15 protein-coding genes and 1 pseudogene are annotated in these 17,417 nt (G+C 71.7%); 8 read left to right on the forward strand and 8 right to left on the reverse strand.

Annotation, left to right across the window (positions count from 1 at the left end; translation table 11 throughout):
- Window positions 1–164 precede the first annotated feature (164 nt).
- The 3 genes from ACGFZW_RS15750 to ACGFZW_RS15760 all read left to right on the forward strand — a co-directional run bounded on the left by ACGFZW_RS15750 (window position 165) and on the right by ACGFZW_RS15760 (window position 4,309).
- Window positions 165–1,622 (forward strand): NCS2 family permease, encoded by a 1,458-nt coding sequence (locus ACGFZW_RS15750; RefSeq protein ID WP_393893655.1) that lies wholly within the window; start codon window positions 165–167, stop codon window positions 1,620–1,622.
- Window positions 1,623–1,658: 36 nt separating this feature from the next.
- Window positions 1,659–2,891 carry an XdhC family protein gene (locus ACGFZW_RS15755; RefSeq protein ID WP_393893656.1) on the forward strand — a complete coding sequence of 411 codons (1,233 nt, stop codon included), beginning with the start codon at window positions 1,659–1,661 and terminating at the stop codon, window positions 2,889–2,891.
- Window positions 2,892–3,124: 233 nt separating this feature from the next.
- Window positions 3,125–4,309 (forward strand): winged helix DNA-binding domain-containing protein, encoded by a 1,185-nt coding sequence (locus tag ACGFZW_RS15760; RefSeq protein ID WP_393893657.1) that lies wholly within the window; start codon window positions 3,125–3,127, stop codon window positions 4,307–4,309.
- A 24-nt stretch (window positions 4,310–4,333) separates the two neighbouring features.
- Here ACGFZW_RS15760 and ACGFZW_RS15765 read toward each other — a convergent pair whose 3' ends face one another.
- Entirely contained in the window at window positions 4,334–4,900 is a 567-nt protein-coding gene (locus ACGFZW_RS15765; RefSeq protein WP_393893658.1) for a GNAT family N-acetyltransferase, read from the reverse strand.
- Between the two features lie 121 nt (window positions 4,901–5,021).
- Between ACGFZW_RS15765 and ACGFZW_RS15770 the strand changes: the two genes are divergently transcribed.
- Window positions 5,022–5,939: a LysR substrate-binding domain-containing protein gene (locus ACGFZW_RS15770; protein ID WP_393893659.1), complete on the forward strand. Its 918-nt coding sequence runs from the start codon at window positions 5,022–5,024 to the stop codon at window positions 5,937–5,939.
- A 45-nt stretch (window positions 5,940–5,984) separates the two neighbouring features.
- Here ACGFZW_RS15770 and ACGFZW_RS15775 read toward each other — a convergent pair whose 3' ends face one another.
- On the reverse strand, window positions 5,985–6,902 hold the full coding sequence (locus tag ACGFZW_RS15775; RefSeq protein ID WP_393893660.1) for a response regulator transcription factor: 918 nt from the start codon (window positions 6,900–6,902) through the stop codon (window positions 5,985–5,987).
- A gap of 92 nt (window positions 6,903–6,994) precedes the next feature.
- Between ACGFZW_RS15775 and ACGFZW_RS15780 the strand changes: the two genes are divergently transcribed.
- The 3 genes from ACGFZW_RS15780 (at window position 6,995) to ACGFZW_RS15790 (ending at window position 11,052) form a co-directional block, all read left to right on the forward strand.
- Window positions 6,995–8,698 (forward strand): AMP-binding protein, encoded by a 1,704-nt coding sequence (locus tag ACGFZW_RS15780; RefSeq protein WP_393893661.1) that lies wholly within the window; start codon window positions 6,995–6,997, stop codon window positions 8,696–8,698.
- Window positions 8,695–10,332 carry an AMP-binding protein gene (locus ACGFZW_RS15785; RefSeq protein WP_393893662.1) on the forward strand — a complete coding sequence of 546 codons (1,638 nt, stop codon included), beginning with the start codon at window positions 8,695–8,697 and terminating at the stop codon, window positions 10,330–10,332. The genes ACGFZW_RS15780 and ACGFZW_RS15785 overlap by 4 nt, the downstream gene beginning before the upstream one ends.
- Before the next feature lie 180 nt (window positions 10,333–10,512).
- Window positions 10,513–11,052 carry a GNAT family N-acetyltransferase gene (locus ACGFZW_RS15790; protein ID WP_393893663.1) on the forward strand — a complete coding sequence of 180 codons (540 nt, stop codon included), beginning with the start codon at window positions 10,513–10,515 and terminating at the stop codon, window positions 11,050–11,052.
- Between the two features lie 59 nt (window positions 11,053–11,111).
- Here the strand turns inward: ACGFZW_RS15790 and ACGFZW_RS15795 are convergent, their stop codons facing one another.
- Window positions 11,112–11,486, reverse strand: a complete 375-nt coding sequence (locus tag ACGFZW_RS15795; protein WP_393893664.1) for an MmcQ/YjbR family DNA-binding protein — start codon at window positions 11,484–11,486, stop codon at window positions 11,112–11,114.
- Window positions 11,487–11,571: 85 nt separating this feature from the next.
- Here ACGFZW_RS15795 and ACGFZW_RS15800 point away from each other — a divergent pair, with 85 nt between their 5' ends.
- Window positions 11,572–12,336, forward strand: a complete 765-nt coding sequence (locus tag ACGFZW_RS15800) for a glucose 1-dehydrogenase (protein ID WP_393893665.1) — start codon at window positions 11,572–11,574, stop codon at window positions 12,334–12,336.
- Window positions 12,337–12,444: 108 nt separating this feature from the next.
- Here the strand turns inward: ACGFZW_RS15800 and ACGFZW_RS15805 are convergent, their stop codons facing one another.
- From ACGFZW_RS15805 to ACGFZW_RS15825, 5 genes and pseudogenes are all read right to left on the reverse strand, one after another.
- Entirely contained in the window at window positions 12,445–12,978 is a 534-nt protein-coding gene (locus ACGFZW_RS15805; RefSeq protein ID WP_393893666.1) for a GNAT family N-acetyltransferase, read from the reverse strand.
- A 118-nt stretch (window positions 12,979–13,096) separates the two neighbouring features.
- Complete coding sequence (locus ACGFZW_RS15810; RefSeq protein ID WP_393893691.1) at window positions 13,097–13,843, reverse strand: hypothetical protein; 747 nt, start codon at window positions 13,841–13,843, stop codon at window positions 13,097–13,099.
- Between the two features lie 558 nt (window positions 13,844–14,401).
- The gene (locus tag ACGFZW_RS15815; protein WP_393893667.1) at window positions 14,402–15,883 is read right to left on the reverse strand and encodes a catalase; all 1,482 of its coding nucleotides are present in this window, start codon (window positions 15,881–15,883) and stop codon (window positions 14,402–14,404) included.
- 184 nt (window positions 15,884–16,067) lie between these two features.
- Window positions 16,068–17,318 (reverse strand): thiamine pyrophosphate-binding protein, encoded by a 1,251-nt coding sequence (locus ACGFZW_RS15820; protein WP_393893668.1) that lies wholly within the window; start codon window positions 17,316–17,318, stop codon window positions 16,068–16,070.
- A gap of 5 nt (window positions 17,319–17,323) precedes the next feature.
- Window positions 17,324–17,417: pseudogene (locus ACGFZW_RS15825) on the reverse strand (2-hydroxy-3-oxopropionate reductase); the annotation flags it as partial.

Below are 17,417 nucleotides of genomic sequence, written 5' to 3' on the forward strand. Positions count from 1 at the left end.
GCACCGCCCGGAGTCAGTATTCGCACCACGCAGTCGCTGCTCTTCGCACCACCTGAGCAGTACCCAGTTCGTCTCGGGCCGTCCCCCGGGTCGTGCAGCCGAAGTTTCGTCCCAAATCTCGCACCCGATGCGAGGGCCCCTATGAACCTTGGGAGTCAGGCACCATGACCCAGCAGTCCACTGAGCCGAAGACGGTGGCGGAAGACGCGGGTGAGGGCTCGCGTCAGCCCGCCGGCCGCTCTTGGCTCGACCGGTACTTCCACATATCCGACAGAGGATCGTCGATCTCGCGCGAGGTCCGCGGCGGCATCACCACCTTCATGGCGATGTGCTACATCCTCCTGCTCAATCCGCTGATCCTCTCGACGCCCGACGTGGAGAAAAACACGCTCGCCCACGCGGGGGTGGTGACCGCGACAGCGCTCGCCGCGGCGGTCAGTACGTTGCTGATGGGCTTCATCGGCAAGGTTCCGCTCGCCCTGGCGGCCGGACTGAACGTTTCGGCGGCCCTGACGACCCAGGTCGTCCCCAACATGACGTGGCCGCAGGCCATGGGCATGTGTGTGATGTACGGCGTCGTCATCATGCTCCTGGTGGTCACCGGCCTCCGCGAGATGATCATGAATGCCATCCCGCTGGCGCTCAAGCACGCCATCACCATGGGCATCGGCATGTTCGTCGCCCTGCTCGGACTGGTGAAGGCCGGCTTCGTCGGCAAGGGCGAAGGCGGCCCCGTCCAGCTCGGCGCCACCGGCCAACTCGTGGGCTGGCCCGTCCTGTTCTTCTGCGTCACCCTGTTGCTCATCTTCATGATGCAGGCCCGCAAGGTCCCCGGCGCCATCCTCATCGGCATCGTCGCCGGCACCGTCCTGTCCATCGTCGTCAGCAAGATCGGCGGGCTCACGGACAAGGACTGGGGCGGCACCGCCCCCGCGCTGCACGGCAGCGCCGTCTCGGCACCCGACTTCGGGCTCCTGGGACACGTCGAGTTCGGCGGCTGGGGCTCCATCGGTGCCCTCGGCGTCGGCATGATCGTCTTCACCCTGGTGCTGGCCGGTTTCTTCGACGCCATGGCCACCATCATCGGCGTCGGCACGGAGGCCAAGCTGGCCGACGACAAGGGCCGCATGCCGGGCCTGTCCAAGGCGCTGTTCGTGGACGGCGCGGGCGGTGCGATCGGCGGTGTCACCGGCTCGTCCGGTCAGACCGTGTTCATCGAGTCGGCGAGCGGTGTCGGCGAAGGCGCCCGTACGGGCCTGTCGTCGGTCATCACCGGCCTGTTCTTCGCGGCCTGCCTCTTCTTCACCCCACTCACCCAGCTCGTGCCGGCGCAGGTTGCCGCGGCCGCCCTCGTCGTCATCGGCTCGATGATGATGAGCGCCGCCAAGCACGTCGACTGGAGCGACCGATCGGTGTCCATCCCGGTCTTCCTGACCGTGGCCCTGATGCCGTTCACGTACAACATCACCGCCGGTGTCGGCGCGGGCGTCATCGCCTACACCGCCATCAAGACGGCCCAGGGCAAGTGGCGAGAGGTCGGCGGCTTCATGTGGGCGCTGAGCCTCATCTTCCTCGTCTACTTCTCGCTCAACCCGATCGAGCAGTGGCTGGGCGTCAAGTAACGGCCTGCCCGCCCCACCACCCATAAGGAGACCGACATGCTGGACATCGCCGAAGAGCTGCACCGGTGGGTCGAGCAGGGACGCGACTTCGCGGTGGCCACCGTGGTGGCCACCAACGGAAGCGCGCCCCGCCAGCCCGGAGCCGCCCTCGCCGTCGACACCGACGGCACGGCGATCGGGTCGGTCTCCGGCGGCTGTGTGGAAGGGGCGGTCTACGAACTGTGCCAGGACGCGCTCCAGACCGGGCAGCCGGTGCTGGAGCGGTTCGGCTACAGCGACGAGGATGCCTTCGCAGTGGGCCTGACCTGCGGTGGAATCATCGACATCCTCGTCACCCCGGTACGGACGAGTGCCCCCGCAGCCGCCGGCGACGGCGGAGCGGGGGAACCGGTGGACAGCACTGCCGAAACACTCGCCGCCGCGCTGGCCGCTGCCGCCAAGGGGGAGGCGGCGGCGGTCGCGCGAGTCGTCGAGGGGCCCGCCGAACTCCTCGGTCGTGCTCTCCTCGTCCGCCCCGACGGCAGCCACACCGGCACCCTGGGCGGCCACCCCGCCCTCGACCGCACCGCCATCGGGCACACCCGCGCGCTGCTGGACGCCGGACGCACCGCGACCGTCGAGATCGGCAGCGTCGATTTCGAGGACGCGGCGGAGAACGCCGACGGAGCGCAGTGGGGTACGCAGTGCGGGCCGCGGGTGCTCCTCCTCGTCGAAAGCTCCGTCCCCGCCCCGCGGATGATCGTGTTCGGCGCCATCGACTTCGCCTCGGCGCTCGTCAAAGTCGGCAAGTTCCTCAATTACCACGTCACGGTCTGCGACGCCCGCCCGGTCTTCGCCACCGGACAACGCTTCCCGGACGCCGACGAGATCGTCGTGGACTGGCCGCACCGCTATCTGGACTCCCAGGACCTGGACGCCCGTACGGTGCTGTGCGTGCTGACCCACGACGCGAAGTTCGACGTGCCGCTGCTGGAGCGGGCACTCAAGCTCCCGGTCGCCTACGTCGGTGCGATGGGCTCGCGCCGCACCCACCTCGACCGCCTGGAGCGGCTGCGCGACATCGGCCTCAGCGAGATCGAGCTGAACCGGCTGCGCTCACCCATCGGTCTCGACCTCGGCGCGCGCACCCCTGAGGAGACCGCGCTGTCCATCGCCGCCGAGATCGTCGCCAACCGGCGCGGCGGCACCGGCGTGCCGCTCACCGGCGCGCACACCCCCATCCACCATGACACGGCCCGTCCGGTGGGGCGGATCGGGTCGGTGGCCTGACCGTCCGGGACTCCTCCGGGCCCCGGACGGAACGGCCACCTGGTGCACCGGCACGGACTCCTCAACGGGAGCCTGTGCCGGTGCACTTGGGTGTTCGGGCCCGCGGCGTGGCCGCGCCGGGCCCCTCCGGCCCTCCGTGCGCGAACCGGCCGGGGCCGGCATGGGCGAAACGCGCGGGACACCCGGGCCGTTGCGGACCGATTCTGTCCGCGAGGGCCCGTACTGTCGTCCGCATGACGCAGCGCACCGCTCCCACACTCACCGCCCGCGCCCTCGGCCGTGCCACTCTGGAACGTCAACTCCTGTTGCGCCGCAGTGACATGACCGCGCTCGACGCGGTGGAGCGGCTGCTCGGACTGCAGGCCCAGTCGCCCAGGCCGCCGTACTACGCACTCGCCGCGCGGCTGGCCGGCTTCCGCCCACAGGAGCTGTCCGACCTCCTGGAGACCCGGCAGGCCGTCCGCATCTCGGTGATGCGCTCCACCATCCATCTGGTGAGTGCCAGCGACGCCCGGCTGCTGCGGCCGCTCACCCGGCCCGTGCACGACCGCACGCTGCGCGGCAGCTTCGGCAAGCAGCTGACCGGCGTCGACCTGGACCGGCTCGCCGCGGCGGCCCGCGCCCTGGTCGAGGAGCGGCCGCTGACCTTCAAGGAACTGGGGGAGCGGCTCCAGGAGGAGTGGCCGGGCCACGACCGCTGGCCGCTGGCGATGGCCGCACGCCAGCTGCTGCCGCTGGTCCAGGTCACCCCGCGCGCCCTGTGGGGACGCAGCGGGCAGGCCGCGCACACCACCCTCGACGCCTGGCTGGCCGGAGCTCCGGACGCGGCCGCCACCGGCGGGAAGGACACCCCGGCCGAGGAGCCCGGGGCCGGTCCGCAGGAGGCCCTGGCCGCGGTTCTGCTGCGCTATCTGGCCGCGTTCGGGCCCGCCTCGGTCAAGGACATGCAGGTGTGGTGCGGGCTGACCCGGCTGCGGGAGGTGATCGACCCGCTCCGGCCCCGGTTGCGTACCTTCCGGGACGAACACGGGGTGGAACTCTTCGACGTGCCCGACGGGCCACTGCCCGACCCGGACACCGAGGCACCGGTGCGCTTCCTCCCGGAGTTCGACAACGTCGCCCTCTCGCACGCCGACCGCACCCGGATCCTCGCGCCCGAACACCAGGGCCGCACCTGGGATCGCAACGTCGCCTACCGGGTGCTGCTCGTCGACGGCGGCATCCGCGGCCTGTGGCGGATCGAGACCGCCGGCGACAGCGCCCGGCTGACCGTCGAGCCGTTCGATCCGCTCACCCGCGCCGAACAGGCCGCGGTGGCGGACGAGGCCGCCGGCGTCCTGCGGATGACCGCCCCGGACGCCCGGCACGACCTCCGCTACGGCCAGGTCGCCAGGAAGCCCGCAGGGGCGACCTCGTAGGCCGCCGGGCGGGCCACCGACGGCCTACCGGGCGCCCGTGGTCGGGCGCGCACTGCTCAGCGCCGCCATCATCAGCACGTCGTGCCACTCGCCGTCCCACGCGAGCGCCTCGCGCATCCGGCCCTCCACCTCGAAGCCGCACCTCTCGTACGCGCGCCGGGCCCGGTCGTTGAAGGCGAAGACCTCCAACTGGACGCGGTGCAGCCGCACACGGTCGAAGGCGTGGTCGAGGAGCAGCCGGATCGCCTCCGTCCCGATGCCGCGGTCGGTGGCGCCCGGCACGAGGGCGATGCGCAGCACGCCATGGGCGTTGTCGGCGTCGACGCCGAGCAGCGCGAGGTCGCCTAGGTAGTCGCCGGTCTCCAGGTCCTCGATGGCGAGGTCCAGCCGGTCCTTCTGGTCCGCGCGTCCCGAGCACCAGGCCCGGATGTCCTCCAGCGTGAACCGGCGGTGGGTGCCGGTCAGCCTGCGGGTCTCCGGATCCAGGGTCGTGGCGTGAAAGGCGGCGGCGTGCCGTATGGAGAGCGGCGCGAGCCGGATGCGGGAACCGGACAGAACCGGCTTCTCGGAGAGTGCGCTGGCATCGATCATGGGTGGATGATGGCGGGGCCGCGGATGCCGCGGCAATCGAATTGACCTCCGGATCGGCAGGGCACGGCGCCGGCACGGCGCCGCCCGGCTGATGCGGCGGCCGGGTCGGGAAGGGGGCGGCGTGGAGCTGCGACAGGTGCGGTGTTTCGTGACGGTCGCCCAGGAGATGCACCTCGGCCGGGCGGCGGACCTGCTGGGCACCGAACAGCCGGCGGTACGACGGGAGATCGGCCTGCTGGAGCGGGAGCTGCGGGCCGAGCTGCTCGACCGGTCGGCGCACCAGGTGCGGCTCACGGCCGCGGGGGAGCGCTTCCTGCCGGAGGCGCGGGCGCTACTCGCCGCCGAGGCGCGGGCCAGGGCGGTCGTCGCAGGCCCGCCCGCCGCGCGGACGTGCACCCTGCGGGTGGGCGCCAGCACGGGCCTGGGTGCCCACCTGGACCGGGTGATCGAAGCCCTCGCCGACCTCGCCCCGCACCTCACCCTGGAGCTGATCGCGGCCCCCGCCGGGGAGCGGCTGGACCGGGTGGCCGACCGCGACCTGGACGCGGCGTTCGTGCGGGGGGAGCCGGACGGCGCGGGCCGGGAGGGTCTGCGCTTCGTGCCGCTGTGGCAGGATCCGCTGGTCGCGGCCCTGCCGGCCCGCCACCCGGTCGCCGCCTCACCGGGTACGGTCGCGCTCGCCGACCTCGCCGGCCTGCCGCTGGTACTGACCGAACGCCGTGCCCACCACGCCCTGTTCGACCTGGTCGTCAGCGCGTGCCACGACGCCGGGTTCGCCCCCGTACCGGGCCCGAGGACCGGGTCGCTCGACGACACCCTCGCCGCGATCCGCGCGGTGGGTCCCGGCGAGGGGCTGTGGACCGTCGTCTACGCCTCGCACGCCCGCCGGCTGAACACACCCGAGGTGCGGTTCCTGCCGTTCCGCAACCCCGGCATGGAACTCACCGCCTACCTCGCCGTACCCCGCGCCGACCCGCCCTCCGGGCTGGATCTGCTGCTGAGGGCCTGCGCTCCGACGGGCGGCGCGGAGGTCTTCTGATCGTGGTCGGCGCTCGCGGCTCGCTCCGGATCCCGGCCGCCGCGCCTACGGAAGCAGCCCACACCGCCGGGCCGCGATCACGGCCTGCAGTCGGGTGTGGGCGCCCAACTTCCGCATGGCGGAGCGCAGATAGCCCTTCACCGTCTCCGGGCGCAGTCCCAGCCGCTCCGCCACTTCGGCATTGGTCGCCCCCAACGCGACACACGCCAGCACGTCCACCTCGCGCGGCGACAGCACCGGACCCCGCCCGCCCGCTCGGTCCGCCCGGCCTTCGCCGTCCTCACCACCCACCGCGCCGGGCCGCCCGGAGGAGGCCGCAGCGAGCCGGCCGCAGGCCGCGAGCATCTCCTGCCGCAGTGAGGGATCGGCGACCCGCTGGGCCAGCGCCCGCAGAGCGCCGTGCGCCTCACGGACCTCCTCCCACCTCGCCGGATCCACGGCGGCCTGCGGCGAGGACGCATCACCTGCTGCCGGGACAGAAGGATGGGCCACTGACAGCAACCGAGCTGCCTCGTCCTCGAGCAGCAGCGCCTGCTCCAGCTCCCGCGCCACCTCCATGGCGGCCGTCAGCGGCCGGTCGCCCAGCCGCACCGGTCGGCGCAGCGCCCCGTACAGCACCCCGCGCACGCGCCTGCGGACGACCACCGGCACGGCGAGCACCGACCGGAGCCCCTCCGCCGCCACCGCCGCGTCGTACTCGTGGCTGATCACCGACGAGGCGCTGTACTCGGTCACCGCGAACGGGCGGGCCAGCGAAGCGGCCTTCCCGCCCAGGCCGTTGCCCTGGAGAATGTCCAGCCCGCTCAGCACCGCGGTCGCCGTCCCGGACAGCTCGTTGATGCGAAAGCGCCCGGGGGAGGTCAGCAACCCGCCGAACGCCACCGGCAGCCCACTTGCCCGTCGCAGCCGGGACAATGCCGTCCGTACGTCCACGGAATCGTTCGCCCCCGATGCGAGCTGCACGCGAAACCTCCGGTTCCCCCCTTTCGGGGGTGGTGAGACCTGCGCCACTGATTACACGATGGCGGGTAGCGGTGCGGCAATGAGGAGGACACATGACGGACACGGAAACCGCGGCGGCGGGCCGCTCGCCCTCCGCCACCGAGGAGTTCCGGGCGGCGCGGGACCTCCTGCTCCGGCACCGGGAGGACTACGACGCGGCCCGCGAGGCCTTCCGCTGGCCCCGGCCCGAGCACTTCAACTGGGCGCTCGACTGGTTCGACGTCATCGCGGAGGGCAACGACCGCACCGCCCTGCACATCGTCGAGGAGGACGGCGCCGAGACCCGGCTGAGCTTCGCCCAGCTGCGCCACCGCTCCGACCAGGCCGCCAACTGGCTGTCCGCCAAAGGGGTGCGGGCGGGCGACCGCATCGTGGTGATGCTCGGCAACCAGGCCGAGCTGTGGGAGACCGCGCTGGCCGCGATGAAGCTGCGTGCCGTCGTCATCCCCGCGACGCCTCTGCTGGGACCTGCCGACCTCGCCGACCGCATCGACCGCGGCCGGGCCCGGCACGTCCTCGTGCGCGCCGCGGACACCGAGAAGTTCGCTGCGGTCCCCGGGGACTACACCCGGATCGCCGTCGGCGGGGCGAGGGACGGCTGGCTCGCGTACGAGGAGGTGTACGACAGCCCCGGCGCGTTCGAGCCGCAGGCGCCCACCCGGGCCGATGACACGCTGATGCTGTACTTCACCTCCGGCACCACCGCCCGCCCCAAGCTCGTTGAGCAGACCCACGCCTCGTACCCCATCGGCCACCTCGCGACGATGTACTGGACGGGACTGCGGCCGGGCGATGTGCACCTGAACATCTCCTCGCCCGGCTGGGCCAAGCACGCCTGGTCCAACCTCTTCGCGCCCTGGAACGCCGAGGCCACGGTCTTCATCCACAACTACACCCGCTTCGACGCGGCGCGGCTGATGGCCGAGATGGACCGTGCGCAGGTCACCAGCTTCTGCGCCCCGCCGACCGTGTGGCGGATGCTGATCCAGGCCGATCTCTCGGCGCTCGCGCGCCCCCCGCGGGAGATCGTCGCGGCCGGCGAACCGCTCAACCCGGAGATCATCGAGCAGGTGCAGCGCGCCTGGGGCGTGACGATCCGGGACGGCTTCGGGCAGACGGAGACCGCCGTCCAGGTCGCCAACACCCCTGGCCAGCAGGTCAAGCCCGGTTCCATGGGCCGACCCACCCCCGGATTCGACGTGGTCCTGCTCGACCCGGTGAGCGGCGCCCCGGCCGACGAGGGCGAGATCGCCCTCGACCTCGGCGCGCGCCCGGTCGGCCTGATGGCCGGCTATCAGGGCGACGCGGCCCGCACCGCGGAGGCGATGGCAGGCGGCTACTACCGCACCGGCGACATCGGCTCCCGCGACGGGGACGGCTGGATCACCTACGTCGGGCGCGCCGACGACGTCTTCAAGGCATCCGACTACAAGATCTCCCCGTTCGAGCTGGAGAGCGCCTTGTTGGAGCACGAGGCGGTCGCCGAGGCCGCCGTGGTCCCGGCGCCCGACCCGCTGCGGCTGGCGGTTCCCAAGGCCTATGTGGTGCTGGCCGCGGGCTGGGAGCCGGGTCCGGAGACCGCGAAGCTGCTCTTCGCGCACTCCCGCGCCGTCCTCGCCCCGTACAAGCGGGTCAGAAGGCTGGAGTTCGCCGAACTGCCGAAGACCGTCTCCGGCAAGATCCGCAGGATCGAACTGCGCGAGCGCACCGCGCAGGGCGACGGCGGTGCCGAATACCGGGAGGAGGACTACCGATGACCTCGTCGCAGACGGAGCTGTCCTACACGAGCGGTGCGGCCGAGCTGCCGCTGCTCGGCCGCACCATCGGTGCGGACCTCAGCCGTACCATCGCCCGCTTCGGTGACCGCGAGGCGCTGGTCGACGTGCCGAGCGGGCGGCGCTGGACGTACGCGGAACTGGGCCGCGCCGTGGACGAGGTGGCCCTCGGGCTGCTCGCCAAGGGCGTCGGCAAGGGCGACCGGGTCGGCATCTGGTCCCCCAACTGCGCCGAGTGGGTGCTGATCCAGTACGCCACCGCCCGCATCGGCGCGATCCTGGTCAACGTCAACCCGGCCTACCGGGTGCACGAGTTGAGTTACGTCCTGCGGCAGTCCGGGATACAGGTCCTGGTCTCCGCGACCCACCACAGGACCAGCGACTACCGCCGGATGATCGAGCAGGTGCGCGGCCGGAGCACGGCGCTGCGCGACGTGGTCTACATCGACGACCCGACCTGGGGCGGGCTGCTGGCCGCCGGTGCCGCCGTCCCGTCCGCACGGCTCGCGGAGTGCGAAGAGGGTCTGTCGGCCGACGACCCGGTCAACATCCAGTACACCTCCGGCACCACCGGTTTCCCCAAGGGCGCCACCCTCTCCCACCACAACATCCTCAACAACGGCTTCTGGGTGGGTGAGACGGTCGGCTACACCGCGGACGACCGGGTCTGTCTGCCGGTGCCCTTCTACCACTGTTTCGGCATGGTCATGGGAAACCTCGGCGCCACTTCGCACGGCGCCTGCATCGTCATCCCGGGGCCCGCCTTCGACGCCGCGGACACCCTCCGCGCGGTCCAGGACGAGCGCTGCACCTCGCTGTACGGCGTGCCGACGATGTTCATCGCCGAGCTCGACCACCCCGACTTCGCCACCTACGACCTGACGTCGCTGCGCACCGGCATCATGGCCGGCTCGCCGTGCCCGGAGGAGGTGATGAAGCGGGTGGTCGCCGAGATGCACATGGCGGAGGTGTCCATCTGCTACGGCATGACCGAGACCTCGCCGGTGTCCACCCAGACCCGCAGGGACGACGATCTGGAGCACCGCACGGCCACGGTCGGCCGGGTCCTGCCGCACATCGAGGTGAAGGTCGTCGACCCGTCGACGGGCGGGACCGTGCCCCGCGGCACGCCGGGGGAGCTGTGCACCCGCGGCTACAGCGTGATGCTCGGCTACTGGGAGGAGCCCGAGCGCACCGCCGAGGTCATCGACGCCGCCCGGTGGATGCACACCGGGGATCTGGCGGTGATGAACGACGACGGCTATGTCCGCATCGTCGGCCGCATCAAGGACATGATCATCCGAGGCGGCGAGAACGTCTATCCGCGCGAGATCGAGGAGTTCCTCCACACCCACCCGAAGATCGCCGACGTCCAGGTCATCGGCGTCCCGGACGAGAAGTACGGCGAGGAGATCGCCGCCTGCGTGATCCTCCGCGACCCCGCTGACCCGCTGACCCGGGACGAACTGGTCCGTTACTGCCGCTCCCGGCTCGCCCACTTCAAGGTGCCGCGCTATCTCGACATCGTCGACGCCTTCCCGATGACGGTCAGCGGCAAGGTCCGCAAGATCGAACTGCGCGAACGGCTGGCGAAGGAGCTGGGCCGGGTGTCATAGCACCGCCGAGCGGTACCCCGGCCGTGTGTCCGCGGCCGCGGGGGGCCATCTCGGCGCCACGGGTCGCCAGTTCGCCCCTGCGTCTCAGCAGACGTCCCGCAGCTGAGGCGCAGGAGGTCCCACGCCTCACCCCCCTGCGGCTCCTTCCCTCCTGGACTGCATATAAGTACAGTGAATCGCATGAATATCCAGAGAGTCTCCTTCGGTCACCCCGACGCGGTCGAGCTCAACGACCGCGTCCAGCTCGAATACGCGGCGCGGTTCGGTAAGGAGGAGGGCGACATCACGCCCCTGGACCCGGCCATGTTCGAGCCGCCGCAGGGCCTGTTTCTGATCGTCTACGACGAGCGGGGTGTCCCCGTCGCCACCGGGGGCTGGCGTGGTCAGGAGGAGGACGGCCACGGCTACGCCGACGGCGACGCGGAGATCAAGCGCATGTACGTCGTCCCGGAGGCCCGGGGCCGCGGCCTGTCCCGGCTGGTGCTGGCCGCCCTGGAAGACGACGCCCGCGGTGCCGGCCGGAGCCGCATGGTCCTGGAGACAGGCATCAAGCTGCCGGAGGCGATCTCCCTCTACACCTCCAGCGGCTACCGCCCCTGTGCCAAGTTCGGCCCGTACCGCTTCGATGAGCTGAGCCGCTGCTACGCCAAGCCCCTGGCGGCCGCCGCCGGCGAGTCCGCCCCCGGCGTGACCACCGGACGACAGGCCGCCTCTGTCTGACCGGCTACCTGAGCGTCCACCGTTCTGTTCCGCCCGACCGTCCCGTCCCGCCGATACGGTCAGCTGCCGCCCGGCCAGTCCAGAAGCAGGCGCTGGGCGCGGGGGAGGGAGGCGACCACGAGGTCGTACGAGTCCTCGATCATGTCGACGACGAGCTGGTCCGGGAGGCCGCCCGACAGGGAGACGGTGTTCCAGTGACGCTTGTTGAGGTGATACCCCGGCACCACCTCCGGGTGGGCCGCCCGCAGTCGTTGCGCCTCCTCCGGATCGCACTTGAGGCTCACGCCGAGCGGCTCCGCGTCGAGGCTCGTCAGCGCGAAGATCTTGCCGCCGACCTTGAACGTCGCCACGTCCGGATGGCCCGGGAAGGGGAATTCCTCGGTCGCGCCGTTGAAGCCGAGGCAGACGGACCGTAGGGCGTTCGCGTCGATCATCTCCCCAGTATGGACCGCGCACCCCTTGACCTGACTATCCGTCATATAGCTGACTGAAGCCTCCGGACGATCCGCTGGAGGGCTTGTGCTCACTCGAGAGGGAAAGACCGCCGTCATCACCGGTGCGGCACGGGGCCAGGGCGCCGAGGCGGCCCGGCTTCTCGCCCGCCTCGGCGCGCGGGTTCTGCTCGGCGACGTGCGGGACGACCTGGGCCGGGAGGTGGCTGCGGGGATCGGCGCCGGGGCGCACTACGTCCACCTCGATGTCACCGAGGCCTCCCACTGGGCCGCCGCCGTGGACACCGCCTGCGAGGTCTTCGGACGGCTCGACATTCTCGTCAACAACGCCGGGGTGTTCCGCTCCGTGCCGCTGCACGAGGAGACCCCCGAAGCATTCGAGGCGACCCTCCGCGTCAACCTCGTCGGGCCGTTCCTCGGGATGCGAGCCGTGCGTACGGCGATGATCCGTGCGGGAGGAGGCGCGATCGTCAACGTCTCCTCCATCGCCGGCCTCACCGGTATCGCCCGCACCAGCGGCTACGGCGCGTCCAAGTGGGGCCTGCGGGGACTCACCAAGGTCGCAGCCCTCGAACTCGGCGAGCACGGCATCCGGGTCAACTCCGTCCACCCCGGCATCATCGACACCCCGATGGTCGAAGGCATCGCCCCACCGGCCGGGGCCGGGAACCACCCCGCCGTCGCCCTGCGCCGCATCGGTCTGCCGCAGGACGTCGCCGGCCTGGTCGCCTTCCTCGCCTCCGACGCCGCCGGCTTTCTGACGGGCGCCGAGATCGCGGTCGACGGGGGTTCGACGGCGGGGGAGGCGCCGTCAGCCGCGCGGGCGGGGTGAGAGTGGCGGGGCCTGCACCCGGACCACGAGGTGCGGTCGACCGGACGGACGAGGGACCGGCGTACGATCGCCGGCCGACGCCCCGTCAACGGCGCCCGTGCCGACGGCTCACCGTGGCCCGTCCACGTGCGCGACCTGTCGCCGCATGCAGACCCGAGGCCAGGCGTCCAGGCCGAGCGCCGCCTCGTGTGCGCGGATGGCCCGCAGCCCGGGGGTGAGCGCGGCGTCGTCGAGCACCTGGAAGCCGAGGCGGCGGTAGTAGGGCGCGTTCCACGGCACCTCGGCGAAGGTGGTCAGGGTGACGGCGCCCAGTCCGCTGTCCCGCTCCGCCCGCTCGATGAGGGCCCGGCCGATGCCGCGACGGGCGTACTCCGGGTGGACCGACACCTGCTCGACATGGGCGCAGCCGTCGACCGGGTCCCACAGCAGATAGCCGGCAGGCCGTCCTCCGGTGTCGCCGCATGGCTTTTCGTAGGCGACCAGCAGCCGCCCCGCCTGCAGGTAGTCGGTCAACTGGCGCACGGAGGGCGGGTCGTCGTCCGCGACGCGGGCCATGCCCAGCGCCCGGAACGGCTCCCCGGCCGCCCGCTCGATCTCGCGCAACGCCGGCAGGTCGGCGGGGGACGGTTCACGGATGGTCACCCGGCCAGTCTCGCCGGTCGGATCCGGGCGGGCGACCGGGTTTTCCCGCATCGCCGTCGGGCCGCTCTTCCGTTGCGGCGTGCCCCGGCCGTCGTGAACCGCCGCTACGCCCGACGGGTCACTGCCCCGGCGCGCCGTACTTGATCAGTTCGTCGGCCGGGTCGTTGACCGGTTGCGGGGTGCCGGTGAGGTCCATGACGAACAGCGGTATGTGCAGCTCGTCGGCCCGGGAGCGGGCGTCGCTGGTGTACCCGGCGAGGGAGAAGAAGACCGCGATGGCCGAGTCGTTGAGACCGTTGAGCCAGACGCATTCGATCTCGCGGAGCTTGGTGGCGTGGGTGGTCGGGTCGACCTGCGCCACCACGCCGGTGCCCCGCAGGTCCACACCCGAGGCGGTGCGCTCCTGGGTGCGGGTGACGTCCGGGTAGCCGAGCCACTTCAGATACTGTCCGGCGGCCGTCACGCAGTCGCGGGCCGTGCGGATCGTGACCGGATGGAAGGCGGGGCGGAGCACGGCGTGCCGCGCGCTCGGCGCGGCGGTCGGCAGGAGGCCGGTGAGGTCGAGGGGGCCGGTGGCCGGGAGGACGGGCGGCGCCGGTGTGGGCGGGGGGACGACGGGGACGCGGACAACCGTGCCGCACGCACAGCCGGACTCCGGTGCCGGCCACTCGTCCTGGCGCCCGCAGACCTCGCAGCGCACCTCGACCCAGGATCCCTGCCAGGTGCGGTGCAGAATCTCGACGGGGACACCTCCGCGCAGCACGGGCATGGTCAGCGGGGCACCGCACGCGCACGGGAAGGTGGGCGGGGTGAAGGCGTTCTCACGGCGGCAGGTGGGGCACCGCACCGGCACGCTGTCGGCCATGGTCGGCTCCTGGCGGTAGGTCGGCAGACAGGACGGCTCTCTGCTGTCGCCCATCGTCTCTCCAAAACCGGGTGCCGTGGGCGGAATTGACGGAGAGAGCCGCTGGTCGGGCGAGAAAGTGGGGGAGCGCGGAGCGTACGCGGCCTCCCGCACGGCGCGCGTGGGATGCGCGTGCGCCGCTCACGGCCGAGGACAGGCCCGCCACGGGCATCCATCGGCACGCGGTACCGGGCCGTGACGCACACCGGGCCCGGTATCCGTGACCGTACGGATACCGGGCCCAGTGCGAGTTGTTCCCGCCCGGCAGCGCGAGAGATGGGCGCGACAGGACATCGCGCCACCGGACGGAGCAGTGGAGAGAGGTGGGCCCCCGGGTGGGGGCTGTGGAGGAGGCGGGCTCCGCGGTGGGGGAGTGACTCACCCTTCCTTATCGGGTGAGTACTGCCACCGCACTGGTTGCTCCCCGGATGCCGCGGAGCTCCGCACTACCTCTCCGCACCGGCCGGCCACCCCTCAGCGAGCCGGCCGGTACGGATGCGCAAGGATGCTGACCTCCCGTCAGTCCTCGCGCAGCTCGCGGACCTTGACCTCGACGCGCTTGCCGTACTCCGGGTCGGCGGCGTGGAAGTGGGCGAGGTTCTTCTCGATCACGTCGTCGCGGCTGACCTGGGAGAGACCGCCGGCGATGTTGTTCACCAGCCGGTTCTTCTCGTCCTCGGACATCAGGCGGTAGAGCTCACCGGCCTGGAAGAAGTCGTCGTCCTTGGTGTGTGCCGGGGCCTCGTGGGTGCCCACGTAGCCGGCGACGGCGAGCGGAGCCGAGAGCGGCTCGTTGGTCTGCACAGGGCCGCTGTAGGAGTTCGGCTCGTAGTTCTTCGCGTGCCGGTCGTAGGCGTTGGCGGCCATCAGACCGTCCCGGCCGTAGTTGTTGGCTCGGCCACCGGAAACAGCCTTGGGGGCGTTCACCGGCAGCTGGGTGTGGTTGACGCCCAGGCGGTAGCGGTGCGCGTCGGCGTAGGCGAAGAGCCGGCCCTGGAGCATCTTGTCCGGGGACGGGCCGATGCCGGGCACGAAGTTGTTCGGCGAGAAGGCCGACTGCTCGACCTCGGCGAAGACGTTGTCGGGGTTGCGGTCCAGGACGAGCCGGCCGACGCGCTGCAGCGGGTAGTCGCTGTGCGGCCACACCTTCGTCAGGTCGAACGGGTTGAAGCGGTAGTCCGCCGCCTCCGCCGCCGGCATGAGCTGCACGTACAGGGTCCAGGAGGGGTACACGCCCCGCTCGATGGACTGCAGCAGGTCGGTCTGGTGGCTGTTGGGGTCCGTGCCGGAGAGCTCGGCGCCCTGCTCGGCGTCCAGGCAGCGGATGCCCTGGTTGGTCTTGAAGTGGTACTTGACGAAGAAGGCCTCGCCCTCGGCGTTCGTCCACTGGTAGGTGTGCGAGCCGTAGCCGTTCATGTGGCGGTAGGAGGCCGGGATGCCGCGGTCGCCCATGAGCCAGGTGATCTGGTGGGTGGCCTCGGGGGCGTGCGCCCAGAAGTCCCAGACGTTGTCCGGCTCCTGCTTGCCCGTGAAGGGGTCGCGCTTTTGCGAGTGGATGAAGTCGGGGAACTTGATCGGGTCCTTGATGAAGAACACCGGAGTGTTGTTGCCGACGAGGTCGTAGTTGCCCTCTTCGGTGTAGAACTTCAGGGCGAAGCCGCGCGGGTCGCGGGCCGCGTCCGGGCCGCCGAGGTTGTCGGCGACGGTCGAGAAGCGGATGAACGTCTCGGTCCGCTTGCCGACGGTGTTCAGGAAGTCGGCACGGGTGAAGCCGGTGACGTCGTCGGTCACCTCGAAGTAGCCGTACGCACCGGAGCCGCGGGCGTGCACCACGCGCTCCGGGATGCGCTCGCGGTTGAAGCGCGCAAGCTTCTCCAGCAGGTGCTGGTCCTGGAGAATGATCGGGCCGCCGACGCCGGCGGTTGAGGAGTTCTGGTTGTCGGCGACGGGGGCGCCAGCCTCCGTTGTGAGAACGCGCGCCGTCGGCGTGGGCTTCGACATGGTGACCTTCCGTACGAGAGCGCGGAAGTTGGCTTCCGCATGTCGGAGCGTAAGAAGAGCTCCGACCAAACGTCAACAGTTTGTTGAAACAAAGCTGGATGGTGTTCCGGACGGCGACCGCGCCTGGGCGCGACAGGACAGGTGTCAGCGCAGCCGCCGCCCGGAAACTCGGGGCTCCGGGCCCTCAGGGCCCGAAGCTGTACTCCCGCACGGCACCGACGACCGGGCCGCCGCGGGCAGCCGGCACCGCGCGCTCGACCGGAACCTCTACGAGGACCGGCCGCCGCGTGGAGACGGCTTCCTTGCGGGCCCACTCGACGGCCGAGCGGAGATCTGCCGGATCGGCGACGCCACGGCCTGCGCAGCCGTACGCCTCGACGAGCTTCACGTGGTCCGTGAGCTGCTCGTCCGGAAAGCCGACCGGAACGTTGTGGGGGTGACCGCCGGCGGCCGCGGGGGCCGAACCGGGGTGACCAGGGGTGAGCACGAGCAGGACGAAGGGCACGCCGTACCGCGCCGCGCCCGACAGCTCCTCGGCCAGGAACGACAGGCCGTGGCCCTCGATGACCGCGACGACCTCCGCATCCCGCTCGCCCCGGGACTCCAGGGCCTTGCGGACGCCGATGGCGGCCGGTACCTCCCAGCCCGGCAGGCCGGTCCCCGTACGGAGGTGGTGCCGGCGCCGGGGCGCGTCCACCGCCGTCGCGGCGCCCGGCGAACTGCTGACGACGTACACCGCGGGGTCCGAGGCCGTGCCCGCCCCGAGAATCCTGTCGATCTCCGCCAGCACCGGCGACGCCGCGCCGTCGGACCCCGGCGCGTCCGGCCGAGCGGCTGCCGCTGTCCGGCAAGCCGGCTGCCGGAACCGGAAGTCGAGGACCGATCCGGCGTCGTCACCGATCTCCGCGGCGGCCACATCGGCCGGCACATCGATCAGGACCGGGCCGGGCCGTCCCTCCCTCGCGATCCGGAACGCCTCGCGAAAGGCTCCCGGAATCCGCGCGGGATCCTCGATCCGCTCCGCCCGCTTGGTGACCGGACCGGCCAGCCGGATGAGGTCCGGCGAGTCACCGGCCCCGTGGCGGAGCGAGCCGGACGACCGGCGCGGACCGTCGGCCGGCCGGCCGGTGACGCAGACCAGCGGGACCGCGTCCTGCCGTGCCGCGTACAGTCCGGTGACCAGCCGCGCGGCCCCCGGACCCGAGGCCACCGCGGCGACGCCGACCCGGCCGTCGCCGGTACGGGCCCAGCCGTCCGCCATGTGCGCGGCGGCCTCCTCGTGACGCACCGCGTAATGCTCGACGCCGCCGACCTCCTCCATCGCCGTGTACAGCGGGAGAAGAGCGGCACCGGGGCAGCCGAAGACGATGTCGACGCCCTCGTCCTTCATGATGCGGACGGCCGCCTGTACGGCGGGAACGCGCTGCGCCGCCATGGGACTCAGCTTTCGGTGGTGGTTCCGGAGAGGCGTTCGACGCCGCGCAGGAGGGCGGAGTGGTCGAGGTTGCCGTCGCCCTGGGCGCGCAGGGAGGCG

The sequence above is a fragment of the Streptomyces sp. NPDC048248 genome (assembly GCF_043201875.1).
In the GTDB taxonomy this organism is placed as follows: Bacteria; Actinomycetota; Actinomycetes; order Streptomycetales; family Streptomycetaceae; genus Streptomyces.

Bases quoted from the DNA above. Each gene is read 5' to 3' on its own strand.
- ACGFZW_RS15750 (WP_393893655.1), top strand. From the start codon at position 165: ATGACCCAGCAGTCCACTGAGCCGAAGACGGTGGCGGAAGACGCGGGT.
- ACGFZW_RS15755 (WP_393893656.1), top strand. From the start codon at position 1,659: ATGCTGGACATCGCCGAAGAGCTGCACCGGTGGGTCGAGCAGGGACGC.
- ACGFZW_RS15760 (WP_393893657.1), top strand. From the start codon at position 3,125: ATGACGCAGCGCACCGCTCCCACACTCACCGCCCGCGCCCTCGGCCGT.
- ACGFZW_RS15765 (WP_393893658.1), bottom strand. From the start codon at position 4,900: ATGATCGATGCCAGCGCACTCTCCGAGAAGCCGGTTCTGTCCGGTTCC.
- ACGFZW_RS15780 (WP_393893661.1), top strand. From the start codon at position 6,995: ATGACGGACACGGAAACCGCGGCGGCGGGCCGCTCGCCCTCCGCCACC.
- ACGFZW_RS15785 (WP_393893662.1), top strand. From the start codon at position 8,695: ATGACCTCGTCGCAGACGGAGCTGTCCTACACGAGCGGTGCGGCCGAG.
- ACGFZW_RS15790 (WP_393893663.1), top strand. From the start codon at position 10,513: ATGAATATCCAGAGAGTCTCCTTCGGTCACCCCGACGCGGTCGAGCTC.
- ACGFZW_RS15795 (WP_393893664.1), bottom strand. From the start codon at position 11,486: ATGATCGACGCGAACGCCCTACGGTCCGTCTGCCTCGGCTTCAACGGC.
- ACGFZW_RS15810 (WP_393893691.1), bottom strand. From the start codon at position 13,843: ATGGCCGACAGCGTGCCGGTGCGGTGCCCCACCTGCCGCCGTGAGAAC.
- ACGFZW_RS15815 (WP_393893667.1), bottom strand. From the start codon at position 15,883: ATGTCGAAGCCCACGCCGACGGCGCGCGTTCTCACAACGGAGGCTGGC.
- ACGFZW_RS15820 (WP_393893668.1), bottom strand. From the start codon at position 17,318: ATGGCGGCGCAGCGCGTTCCCGCCGTACAGGCGGCCGTCCGCATCATG.